The organism is Marinobacter sp. DUT-1, assembly GCF_050379415.1.
Taxonomy (GTDB): Bacteria; Pseudomonadota; Gammaproteobacteria; order Pseudomonadales; family Oleiphilaceae; genus Marinobacter.
The window spans coordinates 207,419-220,642 of the sequence record NZ_JBNRLS010000002.1; the positions used below are offsets into that span (position 1 = coordinate 207,419).

The following is a 13,224-nucleotide window of genomic DNA, read 5'->3' on the forward strand; positions in this document are numbered from 1 at the left end:
TATGCGCCTGAAGTCCATCAAACTCTCCGGTTTCAAGTCCTTTGTCGACCCGACGACGGTGCCGTTTCCCTCCAACATGACCGCGGTGGTGGGACCGAACGGCTGTGGCAAGTCGAACATCATTGACGCGGTGCGCTGGGTCATGGGGGAAAGCTCTGCCAAGTATCTGCGTGGCGAATCCATGACCGACGTTATCTTCAACGGCTCCAGTGCCCGCAAGCCCGTCGGCCAGGCATCCATCGAACTGGTTTTTGACAACAGCGACGGCTCCGCGCCGGGAGAGTTTGCCCGCTTCAACGAAATTTCCGTGCGCCGGCGGGTGTCCCGGGAAGGCCAGTCCGAATACTTCATGAATGGCGCCAAATGCCGTCGCCGTGACATCACCGATCTGTTCCTGGGTACCGGTCTCGGACCCCGAAGCTATGCCATCATCGAGCAGGGGATGATCTCCCGGCTGATCGAGGCCAAACCTGAAGAGCTCCGGGTCTATATCGAGGAAGCGGCGGGTATTTCCAAGTACAAGGAACGGCGCCGGGAAACCGAGAACCGGATCCGTCGTACCCAGGAAAATCTGGAACGCCTGACCGATCTCCGGGATGAGCTTTCCAGACAGCTGCAGCATCTTGAACGCCAGGCCGCTGCTGCCGAGAAGTACAAGGCCTACAAGCAGGAAGAACGCCAGAAGAAGGCGGAGCTGACAGTGCTGCGCTGGCAGTCCCTGGATAATGATCTGCAGACCTGGCGTGGCAAGATCCGGGACACCGAGCTTGAGCTTGAAAAACAGCTGACCGAACGGGTCAGCCTGGAAACCTCCCTGGAATCGCTCCGGGACAGTCATCAGGACCGCACCGAACATTTCAACCGCGCCCAGGCCCGCTACTACGAGGCCGGCGCCGATATTGCCCGTATCGAACAGAGCCTGGAACACCAGCGCGAGCGTAGCCGCCAGACGGCCACGGAACTGGACCAGGCGATGGCTAACGAGCGTGAGCTGGCGCGGGAGCTGGAGCAGGACGAGGAAAAACTGGCCGGTATCCAGGAAGAACTGGACATGATGGAGCCGGAACAGGAAGCCCTGGCGATCCGTTCCGAGGAGTCCGGTGAGAAACTCCAGCAGGCCGAAGATGCCATGAGCGACTGGCAGCACAAATGGGAAGACTTCAGTACCCGTTCTTCCGATGCCCGCCGTCAGGCCGAGCTGGCCCAGTCCCGGATCCGGTCCCTGGAAGATGCCATCGAACAGCTCCGGAACCGTAGCCGGAAACTGGAGGACGAGCGTGAACTGCTCGAAGGCCAGATGGACCGGGCCGAACTGGAAGGCCTGTTGGAGCAACAGGAGACCCTGGAGCTCCAGCGGGAAGAAGCCTCCGAGCGCATTGCGGATATCCAGGACGAACTCTACGAAGCCCGCCAGCAACAGCGGGAAGCCGAAAATGTTCTTTCAGACGAACGCCAGCGGGTCCAGAGCCTCCGGGCGTCCCTCGAGTCGCAGCAGGCGTTGCTGGATGAACAATTGGGTAGCCAGGATGATCGGCTGCAGTCCTGGCTCTCCGATCACGACCTGATGGATGCTCCCCGTGTGGCCTCCCGCCTCCGGATTGACGACGGCTGGGAATTTGCTGTGGAGCAGGTCATCGGCCGGTTCACCCAGGGTCTGGCCTTGCCGGGCATCTCCGAACTCTCCGGTGCCATGGCGGACGCCCCGCGGGGACTGGCGGTGGTTGAGGACCGTTCCGGGAATACCGGCAGCGATAGCGGGCTTGCTGCAAGGGTCTCTGGCGTTCCGGCGGTAACCGCGATGCTCGACGGAATCGACACCGCTGAAAATCTGGATGAGGCGCTGGCCTCGCGCGCAAGCCTTGGCGCAGGGCAGAGTCTGATCACCCGGGAAGGTATCTGGGTCGCCCGTGACTGGATCCTGATGCCGGACTCGGACGCCGGCCAGGTGGGGGTGATTGAGCGCCAGAAAAAGGTAGCCGAACTGACGGAACAGCTTGCCAGCGCCGAGGAAGCCATGGAGGTGTCAAGCGAACGCCTGGAGCAGCTCCAGGAACGTGCCGAACGGGCTGAAACAACCCGCGAGGACGCTCAGGCGAAGCTGTCCGAAGCCGAGCGCGAACTCAGCAGTCTCGGCTCGCGGATCTCCGGCCTCAAGGCACGGGCCGAGCAGATCGATGCCCGTCTGCAACGGATTACCGAGGATCGCGAGGACGTCGCCGTGAGCCTTGAGGACCAGCAGGAAAGCCTGCAGATGGCCCGGGAGGAATGGCAGCAGGCACTGGCTTCTACGGAGGACAGTGACGAAGAAAAGGAACGGTTGCTGGAACAGAGAGACACACTCCGGGAGAACCTGGACCGCCTGCGCCAGGAGGCCCGTCACGACCGCGACCATGCCCACCAGCTGCAGCTACAGCTCCAGACCCTGAATAGTCAGCGCGAGGGTCTGAAACAGACCATTGACCGGATGCAGCTCCAGAAGGAACGGATCCAGGAGCGCCTCGAGATCCTGCGGGAAGCGCGGGAGAGTGCCGAGGAGCCCATGGAAGACCTGCAAATGCAGCTCGAAGGCTTACTGGACCGACGGCTGGCGGAAGAGGAAAAACTGGGTGCAGCCCGGGACTCCCTGGAAGAGATTGACCGGGAGGTCCGTGAGAAGGAGCAGGCCCGCAGCCGCATTGATCACGAAATCCAGGATGTCCGCGCCCGGCTGGAGAAACTCAAGATGGAGTCCCAGGCACTGGAGATCCGGTCCGGCAACCACATCGAGCAGCTCACCGAACTGGATGTGAAGCTGCAGGAAGTACTGGAGCAGTTGCCGGAAGGCGCCAACGAGAAGGACTGGGCCGAGGAGCTTGAGAAAATCGGCAACCGGATTCAGCGGCTCGGAGCCATCAACCTGGCGGCCATCGAGGAGTATCAGGTCCAGAGCGAACGCAAGACCTATCTGGACAGCCAGCACGAAGACCTGATGGAAGCCCTGGAAACGCTGGACAACGCGATCCGGAAGATCGACCGGGAAACCCGCCAGCGCTTCAAGGAAACCTTCGACCAGGTCAACGGCGGCCTGCAGGCACTGTTCCCGAAAGTGTTCGGGGGCGGTAATGCCTATCTGGAGCTGACCGGCGAGGATTTGCTGGAAACCGGTGTCGCCATCATGGCTCGGCCCCCGGGCAAGAAGAACAGCACCATCCATCTGCTTTCCGGTGGTGAGAAAGCCCTGACGGCGATCGCACTGGTGTTCTCCATTTTCCAGCTCAACCCGGCCCCGTTCTGTATGCTCGATGAGGTGGATGCGCCGCTGGACGATGCCAACGTCGGCCGCTACGCCAATATGGTCAAGGAGATGTCAAAGCAGGTGCAGTTCATCTACATTACCCACAACAAGATCGCCATGGAGATGGCGGACCAGTTGATGGGGGTGACCATGCACGAACCGGGTTGTTCGCGGCTGGTGTCCGTGGATGTGGAGGAAGCCGCAGCCCTGGCCGACGCCTGATGCCGGAACTGGTTGAATTGCCATCAAGGATGACAAAAATGCCATCTGGCCCGGCTGCGCGTTGTATTCATTACAGGCTTTTCTTAGAGTAGCAACATTATTGAACCTGCAGACAGGACGACAGCACTATGTCTCTTAGGGAATGGTTAATCGCCATAGGTACCCTGGTTATTCTCGGCATCGTGATCGATGGTATTCGTCGGATGCGCCGGGCTCGGAAAGAGTCCATGGCCATTTCGTCGGGGATGGGGGCAGATGACCTCGACGAATCTCCTCTCGAAGAGGAGTACAACCCCGAATTGCCCAATGGCGGTGCCCGGACGATCTCCCGTGACGTCCTGGAAGAGCGGGGTTACGTCAAACCCGAAAAATCCAGCCGCTTCGGCAATCCGCCGCCCAAACCGACCCGGCCGGCGAAGGAAACCCGCAAACCCGAACAGCCCGCTGAGCCTGAACCCGAAATGCCGGAGGAAGAGCAGCTGTCTTCTGCCGATCAGGATGACTACCTCCAGGATGCCGGCTGGGGCGCCCGTGACGATGAATCGTTTGATGATGGTATTATCGGCGAGCCCCGCACTGTGGCGCCAGAACCAGCGCCCCGGCCTGCAGAGCCCGAGGTCACTGAAGAGCCCCGGGGTGCCAGAAAAGCGGAGACAGAAAATGCTCCCCCCATTGTCACCAGTGAGGTTGAGGAGGACACCGCCCGGAGAACCCCCACCGCGCGTCGTTCTGACCAGCCACTGGCCGGAGCCAACCGTCCCGAGGCCCGGGAAGTGATTGTGATCAACATACTCGCCCGCAGTGGCGAAGAGTTTACTGGTACCGCGCTCAAGAAACTGTTCGAGGCGTGCGGGCTTGAACATGGTGATATGGACATTTATCACCGCCACGAGGAAGCGGACACCACCAGCCCGGTGCAGTTCAGTGTGGCCAATGCGGTGGAACCCGGCACCTTCAAGCCCTCCGACATTCCGGGCATGAAGACGCCCGGGATCAGCTTCTTCATGAGCCTGCCCGGTCCGTCCAAGCCCCTTCAGGCCTTCGATTTCATGCTGGAGACCGCCCAGGCGGTGGTTCGTAACCTGGGAGGTGAACTCAAGGACGAACGACGCAGTGTGATGACGCCCCAGACCATCGAGCATTGTCGCCAGCGCATCCGCGAGTTCGAGCGCAAGCAGCGATCCCAGCGGGTCTGAGGGTCGTAACACCGAAAGCGTAATGCCCGGCACTGGTCCGGGCATTTTTGTGACAGCCGAGAGTGCCCATTGATGAGCAAAGCCACGCCCGAGATTATCCAGCGTGTTGAAGAACTCCGGTCCCAGATCGAGGACCACAACTACCATTATTACGTCCTGGATGATCCCCGCATTCCGGATGCGGAATACGACCGCCTCTTCCGCGAGTTGCAGCAACTCGAGTCAGACTACCCCGAGCTCGCCTCCGACGACTCGCCGACCCGACGGGTGGGAATCAGTGCCGAGACAAGCTTCGAGGAAGTGGTCCACCGGCTGCCGATGCTCTCCCTGGATAATGCCTTCAGCGAAGAAGAGCTCAGGGATTTCGACCGGCGCGTTCGTGACCGGCTCGATGCCGACAGCGAAATCGAGTACGTGTGCGAGCCAAAGCTCGATGGCCTGGCGGTCAGCCTTCACTACGAGAACGGTTCCCTGACCGTGGCCGCCACCCGGGGCGATGGCTACAGCGGCGAGGACATCACTGCCAACATCCGTACAATCCCATCCGTGCCGCTCAAGCTTCGTGGTGACGATGTGCCGGAGATGGTGGAAGTCCGGGGCGAGGTCTACATGCCCAAGGTGGGCTTTGAGAAGCTCAACCAGCGGCTGGCAGACCGGGGTGAGAAGACCTTTGTGAATCCCCGTAACGCCGCCGCCGGCAGTCTGCGCCAGAAGAAATCCACGGTGACCGCCAAACGTCCCCTGGAGATGTGTGCCTACAGTGTTGCTGTCACCGATGAGAGTCTCTTGCCGGATACCCAGTGGGACGGTCTACAGCAGGTCAAGCGTTGGGGCTTCCGGATCAATCCGGAAATGCGCAAGGCCAAAGGTGTGGATGAGTGCCTTGAGGCCTATAACGAGCTTATGGAAAAACGGGACTCCCTCCCGTACGAGATCGATGGCATCGTATTCAAGGTCAACCGGTTGGATCTTCAGCAGCAACTGGGTTTTGTGTCCAGGGCGCCCCGATGGGCCATTGCCCACAAATTCCCGGCCCAGGAAGAGCTGACTGTCATCGAGGACGTGGAGTTCCAGGTTGGCCGTACCGGTGCCGTAACTCCGGTGGCGCGCCTCAAACCGGTCTTTGTGGGCGGCGTAACCGTCAGCAACGCGACCTTGCACAACATGGACGAGATCCGTCGGCTGGACGTGCACATCGGCGACACCGTATTCATCCGCAGGGCCGGGGATGTGATTCCCCAGGTGGTCAAGGTGGTCGCCGACAAACGTCCGAAAAACGCCAAAGCGGTGGAACTTCCGAAGACCTGTCCGGTGTGCGGTTCCGACGTCATCCAGATCGAAGACGAGGCCGTGGCCCGTTGCTCCGGCGGTCTGTATTGTCCGGCCCAACGGAAAGAGGCTATCCGCCATTACGCTTCCAGAAAGGCTTTGGATATCGAGGGGCTGGGGGACAAATGGATCGATATCCTGGTGGACCGAGGCATGGTCAAGACCGTCGCGGATCTGTATCACCTCAAGGTCAAGGACCTGACCAGTCTGGAACGAATGGGCGAGAAGTCTGCAAGCAACCTGGTCAATGCCATCGAGAGCTCCCGGGAGCCGGTGCTGTGGCGTTTCCTCTATGCCCTCGGAATCCGGGAAGTGGGCGAGGCGACGGCCAAGGGCCTGGCCAGTCATTTCGGAACCCTTGAAGCCATCGCCGATGCCGACGAGGAGGCCCTGCAGGAAGTGCCGGACGTTGGCCCCATTGTCGCCGGACATATCCGCAGCTTCTTCGATCAATCCCACAACCAGGAAACCCTCCAGGCCCTGAAGGACGCCGGTGTCCGGTGGCAGGAAGAGGTGGTGGAACAGGGCGAGAAACCGCTCCAGGGCGAAACCTGGGTTCTCACCGGCACCCTGTCCGGGATGACTCGTGATGAGGCCAAGGAGAAGCTGGAAGCCCTGGGCGCGAAAGTCGCCGGGAGCGTTTCGAAGAAAACCGCCTGTGTTGTGGCGGGCGAGGCGGCCGGCTCAAAGCTGGCCAAGGCCGAGCAGTTGGGTGTGCCGGTTCTTGACGAGGAAGGCCTGGTCAAGCTGTTGAAAGAGCACGGCCTCAAAGGCTGAGCCCTGGATCACAATCGCGTAGCTGCCCGCATACCATGGAGGTTTACGGGCAGCGATTCTGAGAACTCGCGCAGATCCCGCCTTCGACAAATTGGCTACCATGGCGTTGTTCTGTAACGGTGTGTAAATCGGCCCTGGCGGCTGGCTCGCACCGATAATAACAACGCTCCGAAACGGACTTTTCCATGCGCGCCGATAGTTGTTCCCGCATCGCTTCCGGTCTCCGCTTTACCGGCCTGATACTTCTCCTGACCGCTCTCGTTGGCTGTAAAACCGAGAAAGACCCGGATCAGCCAACCATCCTGGGAGCGCCGCCGTCGAATGCCTACCTGGGCGTGGAGTATTACTACAACTGGGGCGCCTACGGGGGCGAGGGCATTCTCGACTACAGCCTGACCAACGCGCCGTCCTGGCTGGCGCTGGAAGACATCAGCAACAAGGCTCGCCAGGGCGTAATCATGTATGGCGTGCCCGGACTGACCGGGGGCAATCGGGGAGAAGCCGATCTCGGGAAGACAGAAGACATCAATCTGGTAACCACGGACGGCAGCCTGGCCGGTACCATGCCGTTCGATATTGAAGTGCGCTACAACCCCCTGGTTCTGGAAGCCGGCAGCTTTACCGAGGGCGAGGTACCGGAACTGGCGGCTCCGATAGGGGAACATTGCGAGGTCCCGGACTTGTCCGAACCGGGAAAACATACCTTCACCATCAACACCTATGACGATTCCGGCGCGGTTGATGGTGAAAAGGAAGTGACGTTGCCCACTCGCCAGGTTGCCGTCAAGGTGAGCCTCGAGAAGCCCTCGGTGACCCGCGTTGGCGTCGCCTTTGAGCTGAACTCGCAGTATGACCCCTCCAGATGTGATCCGTCGTTCACTGGAACCGAACCCCACCAACAGTGCGATTTCAGTGCTGCCAATGGCAGTGACGCCATCATCGGCAAGGACATTGTTGGGCTTGGCACGGACTCTCCGGAACCAGTGGATGAAAACGGCGATCCGCTGGGCTACCTGTCCTACGAAGCGGATGAAAACGGCTATCTGACCCGGGGTATTGTTACCCTCGAACCCGGAATCACCGAATGTTATATCCGCCTTGAGGTAGTGGAGGACAGCTTTGCTGAGCTTTCCGAGTCGGCGCGGCTGACCCTGACCGAGGTCCGCTCCGGCCTTGCCGGGCTCGGGCCCAATAACGGCGGGGTACAGACGACCCTCACCATTGATGACAACGAACCGGTGGTTGCTCTGGAAACCCTTGAGGGTGGGCTTCGAGATACCCTGAACGTGGGAGACTCCCGCGAATACCGGGCCACGTTGACCGGTGATCGGGATGGAATCGTCCAGGCCCGTTTGATCCATTCCGAGAGCTCCACCGCGCGACTCCACAGCGAATTTGTGATCGAGCAGCAGGAGAACGGACTCTGGGTGGAGAAACCGACCCTGAGTTTCCCTGTGGATCAGGATCAGGTCACCTTCCGTGTACGCGTGCCTGCCGATAGCTATACCAATCCGGACCTTGCCGACCGGTTTATCCAGATGGCTCTGGACGAGGCCTACCAGGCCGGGCGCGAGGCATTTGCACGGACGGCGTCCGAGGATCTGCTGCGCATCAGCCTGAATGAGCTGACAACACCGGTCGTTCTGCCTGGCTCCGGGGGGTTCGTGCCCACGGACATGGCTCTTGGTCACAATGGCCGGCTTTTCCTGGCCGGATACGATAGTGGCGATGGCAACCGGGTGAAGGTCAGGATTTTTGACCAGAAAGGAAACCAACTGCAGGAGGTGGGAGTCACGCTGGCAGGCGCCAGCATTGCACCGTCGTCCCCTGTAATTGGCGTGGTGAACAGGAAGGTTACCGAGAATAATACCAAGGTTGACCGGTACGAGTTCGTCGTCGCCTACACCACCGGCGATGACATTGCGGGAACAACGCCGGCAGGGGGTGACGATGTCCTGGTGTCGTTGTTCCGGTTCGACGGTGATTTTAACGGAGGCGAGTACGTTCCCTACTGGACATTGCGAAGTGGCACCGCAGGTGATGACCGGATAAGAGAGGCCGGGATCAATCCGGACTCCGGTTATGTGATCCTGTCCGGTGAAACCAGCGGGACCTGGCCAGGAGAAAGTTCGGCTGGCCGTGTGGACAGTTTCCTGCAACGGATTGATACCGTGCTCGACGGCGAAACACCGGTGCCCGCAGTCGCCTGGACCCGACAGGTGGGATCCGCCGGTGACGATGCCGTGGCGGGCAGCTCGGTGCTGTCCATGTCGCCCACGCTGTTCGGCTCGGCAGCAGGCTCCGTAGGTGGTGCCGAGGTCATTGGCGGGGAAGATGCCTATTTCTATGCATACAGCGGGGCGTCAACCATGCCGACCGTCCATCAGGTGGGAACGGCAGGTAATGAGACGGTCGTGGCCGGTCTCTTCGGTGGGAATAATCTCTGGTTGTTGGGCGAGGGTGATGGGAAGTATTCCGTCGCTACCGGCGAGGACGATCTTCAGACCCTGGTACGAGAGCCGTTGTCCAGTCAGGCCGGTTTCCTGTTGTCCTATTCCTCGACCGGAGAGGTGAGCAGGGCGTTCACCTTGAACGATACAGCGGATGCCTCCAGTGAGGTTTTCCACGCCCTGACCGGGTTCGATGGCGATATGGTGGCCGGGGGCGATACCAACGGCAATTTCACCGGAGCTGCGGTTCCCTCATCCGGTCAGACCCAGGGCATCGTCAGCCGCATTTCGCTGGTCGAACCGGTCGCAACGGATGACAGCGAGCCGGCGTTCCGCAACGAGTGGCGTTATCAACTGGCGGTTGGGGATACCTCGGTTCAGGGGCTCGCCAATTATCGGGACGATGAGATCACCGCGCTGGTGCACAGGGGGGAGGACCGGATGATCCTCCTGTTCAGTCCCGAGGGGCAGCTGCTGACGCCCCTGAACTGAGGCCTCAGCCGGCCCGGAGCCGGCACATCCGGTCCGGGCGGACGCTGTGCGCGAGCGTCGCGGGCAGGCAGGCCGGTTGCCCGGTGAGCTGATCCGCCACGTATTCGGCCAGGAGAGGGGCGTAGGTAAGGCCCTTGCTCCCAAGGCCGGTAAGCAGGTAGACACCCTCAAGAGATTGCCCATTGCAGTCTGCCATCATTCCGGCCACGGGCTGATAATCGTGGGTGGTGCAGCGAAATCCGACCCGCCCCTCGAAATCCCGGTTGCTGCCGTCCTCGGCAAACAATCCCGGCAACATGTCACCGAGCTTCTGGAGGTTCTCGGTGTTTGCCTCGCGGGTGACGGAGGGATCGGCGCTGTGCAGGTCAAAGGTGGCCCCGGTCACGGCCAGACCGTTCTGGCACGGATTCAGGTATTTCTGGCCGCAGATAACCGCCTTCGGTGCCCGGATGGTTTCTTCGGGGATATGAGTTACCTGACCCCGGATGGCCTTGAAGCGGTACTCGCCCTTGAGGGGAATCAGTTCCGCCGACTTGTGGCCTGCGGCAATCACCACACTGTTTGCGATGATATCCGCGCCACTACAGCTGGAAAGATGCCACTTGCCGTTGCAGGGCATCAGCCTATCCACCCGTGTACCGAATCGGCAATCAATCAGGGCGTGATCGACCAGCTCCCGGCAGAGGCTGCCGGGTGACAGCCAGCCATTGTTGGGAAACCAAAGCCCACCGTTGGTTACGGGGATGCCGGTGAGTTCGGAGGCGGTGGCTGCATCCACAGGGTAGAGAAGACCCTCGGGATACTGATTGCGGTCGAGAAAACGGGCCTGCCTGTCCTGTTCCTGCGGATTCCAGGCCAGCTGCAGCAGGCCCGTCGGATGCCAGAAAGAATCCCGGTAGGGTTCGTAGGCGCGCTGACTGAAGGTCAGGGCGGAGAGCGCCAGTTCTGTCTGGGCATTAAACTCGACACCGAGTTTGACATACATCGCGCCCTGAAGATTTCCGGAGGCAGCGGCACCGGCATATTCTTCCGTATCGATCAGGGTGACGGCTACCCCGCGGCTGGCCAGGTTCCGGGCCAGCAGGGTGCCAGCGATGCCTGCACCGATAATGGCCACGGTGTGGGACGGGTTGGTCGAGTCGCTGGAAGCGGTGCCGGTCAGTGCTCCGGCAATCATGTCCCGTTTGCGTCCGTAGCCCGGCGACTTGCGCATCTCGAAGCCTTCGCTCTCAAGCGCCCGGCGTATCCTGCCCACCGCGGTGAAGGTGGCCAGGGTTGTGCCCGGTCTGCTGTGTTCGCGGATCAGCGCCATGGCCTGGTCAAGCCACATATCGGGATTCAGAGCCGGGGCGAAGCCGTCCAGAAACCAGGCGTCGGCAGAGAATGAAAGAGCCTTCCAGGCATCCAGTACATCGCCAAAGTACAGGGTCAGGCGCACGCGGCCTTCATCCAGTACCAGGCGGTGTGTACCCCGGACCAGAGGCGGGTAATGAGCGAGCAGGTCCCCAGCGAGCGGTGCCAGTTCGGGCCAGAGGTCCAGAGCGCGCTTGAGATCATTGCGCGTGAGCGGGTAGCGCTCGGCCGAGATGAAATGCAGTACGGACCCGTTATCCGGCCGGTGTTTCCGCCAGGCCTGCCAGGCGGCCAGAAAATTGAGACCGGTACCGAAGCCCGTCTCCGCGATCACGAACGCACCCTGAGGTGGCAGGTCCCGGAACCGGTCGGGCAGGTTGTTGTGGTTCAGGAAGACATGCCGGGTTTCTGCGAGGCCATTGTCCCGGGAGAAATAGACATCCCCGAACCGGGCCGACTCCGGTATTCCGTCGCGCCAGACAAGGTCCGCGGGCTCAATGGCTGGCGGGTGCACAGTGCAGTCAGTCATGTTCTACTCGTCGTTGCTGACCACCGAAACCTTCTCGATGATGACCGGATCGACCGGTACGTCTCTCATGCCACGGGCGTAGCCGGTTTCGACACCGGCGATGGCGTCAACCACATCCATGCCTTCGGTTACCTCGCCGAACACGGCATAGCCGGGGCCACGAACGCCGGCATTGAGAAAATCATTGCCGACCACGTTGATGAAGAACTGCGAAGTAGCTGAATCCGGATTGCTGGTGCGGGCCATGGCGATGGTGCCCCGCTGGTTCGGGAGGTCCTTGCTGGCTTCGTTGACGATCGGGTCCCGGGTGGGTTTACGGGACAGTTCCGGGGTAAACCCTCCACCCTGGATCATGAAGCCGGGGATGACACGGTGAAACACCGTACCTTCATAAAATCCGTCGCGGACGTATTGAAGGAAGTTCTCTACGGTTTCGGGAGCCACATCGGGGCGCAGTTCGAGCACGAATTCACCCTGGTTTGTTTGAAACCGGACTTCCGGCGTTGTCGCATCTGCGTCACCGGACTGGGCCTGGGCCGGCGCGGAGACCAGGCAGAAGGCAGCCAGGGCAGCCAGCAACGGAGAAAGCAGGTGGCGGGGAAAAGGGGCGTATTGGGTCATATCCGGGACACTCTCGATGTTGTTGCCAATGTTCCGACTGGGCAAATCAGCAGGACCAGCTGTGTGAAGCAGGATGTTAGCAGATTGATCCCACGCAACGGCCAGCCGAAGGTGGTAAAATGCCGCTTTGATTACGCGAATATAATAATGAGTCAATGGAAACGATAAACACAAGCGACTATCAGGCCCTGCAGATCTATCTTCGGGATGCTTGCGGGATTCTGCTGCGAGACAGTGCCCGGGATCTGGCCCGGCGACGCCTGCGCCCGGTTTTGGATAACCATCAGCTGACGTCCATCGAAGAGTTGTTGGCCCGGCTGGATAAACCGGGGCGGTCCGGCCTGAAGGAAGCCGTCATTGATGGGGTTACCATGAGCGAGAGCCAGTGGTTCGGCGAAGCGGCGGTATTCTCGTTACTGGGTGATCAGGTGCTACCCGACATTGTCGGGCGGAACCCCGGCAAACGGGTGGCTGTCTGGTCGGCCGCCTGTTCTACCGGGCAGGAGCCTTATTCGGTAGCCATGCTTGTACGCGAGCTCAGCGAGAAGAATCCCGGTACGCTAAGTGAACCCAGGGTTCTGGCGACGGATACTTCACGCAGTGCCCTGGAAGTCGCGCGGCGGGCACACTACGAAATCGGCCCCGACGACACCGGCGTTACCGCCGTGCGCAAGGAGCGTTTTTTCCGATCGATCGAGAAGGGGGGCTGGCAAGTCAGTCCGGACATTCGTGCCCTGGTCGAGTTCCGTGAACTGAACCTGCTGCAACGCACTTTGCCGGGCAAGTTCGATGTGGTGATCTGCCAGAACGCGCTGGTTTACTACTCGGCAGAAAAGAGAAAGGCCATATTGGCCCGGTTCCATGCCGCCCTCAATCCCGGTGGCTACCTGATCGCCGGATCCTCCGAGCTGACGGGCGACATGACCGAACTTTACGAACCCATTGCGTGCCCCAGTGGCACCGCCTACAGGAAAAAGTAAT

At 60.7% G+C, this 13,224-nt stretch carries 7 protein-coding genes; 5 read left to right on the forward strand and 2 right to left on the reverse strand.

The window, feature by feature from the left end; genetic code table 11:
• Position 1: 1 nt before the first annotated feature.
• From smc to ACQUTG_RS06565, 4 genes are all read left to right on the forward strand, one after another.
• Positions 2-3,496, forward strand: coding sequence for a chromosome segregation protein SMC (gene smc / locus ACQUTG_RS06550; RefSeq protein WP_428918640.1), 3,495 nt, complete (start codon positions 2-4; stop codon positions 3,494-3,496).
• A 128-nt stretch (positions 3,497-3,624) separates the two neighbouring features.
• Positions 3,625-4,692, forward strand: a complete 1,068-nt coding sequence (zipA, locus tag ACQUTG_RS06555; protein WP_428918641.1) for a cell division protein ZipA — start codon at positions 3,625-3,627, stop codon at positions 4,690-4,692.
• A 72-nt stretch (positions 4,693-4,764) separates the two neighbouring features.
• The gene (gene ligA / locus ACQUTG_RS06560) at positions 4,765-6,798 is read left to right on the forward strand and encodes an NAD-dependent DNA ligase LigA (protein WP_428918642.1); all 2,034 of its coding nucleotides are present in this window, start codon (positions 4,765-4,767) and stop codon (positions 6,796-6,798) included.
• 185 nt (positions 6,799-6,983) lie between these two features.
• Entirely contained in the window at positions 6,984-9,740 is a 2,757-nt protein-coding gene (locus ACQUTG_RS06565; RefSeq protein WP_428918643.1) for a hypothetical protein, read from the forward strand.
• Between the two features lie 4 nt (positions 9,741-9,744).
• Here the strand turns inward: ACQUTG_RS06565 and mnmC are convergent, their stop codons facing one another.
• Together mnmC and ACQUTG_RS06575 are read right to left on the reverse strand one after the other, a co-directional pair.
• Positions 9,745-11,622 carry a bifunctional tRNA (5-methylaminomethyl-2-thiouridine)(34)-methyltransferase MnmD/FAD-dependent 5-carboxymethylaminomethyl-2-thiouridine(34) oxidoreductase MnmC gene (gene mnmC, locus ACQUTG_RS06570; RefSeq protein WP_428918644.1) on the reverse strand — a complete coding sequence of 626 codons (1,878 nt, stop codon included), beginning with the start codon at positions 11,620-11,622 and terminating at the stop codon, positions 9,745-9,747.
• Positions 11,623-11,625: 3 nt separating this feature from the next.
• A complete protein-coding gene (locus ACQUTG_RS06575; RefSeq protein ID WP_428918645.1) occupies positions 11,626-12,243 on the reverse strand; it encodes a peptidylprolyl isomerase in 618 nt (205 codons plus the stop codon).
• 155 nt (positions 12,244-12,398) lie between these two features.
• On the opposite strand from ACQUTG_RS06575, the gene ACQUTG_RS06580 reads away from it, so the two are divergent.
• A complete protein-coding gene (locus ACQUTG_RS06580; RefSeq protein ID WP_428918646.1) occupies positions 12,399-13,223 on the forward strand; it encodes a CheR family methyltransferase in 825 nt (274 codons plus the stop codon).
• Position 13,224 lies beyond the last annotated feature (1 nt).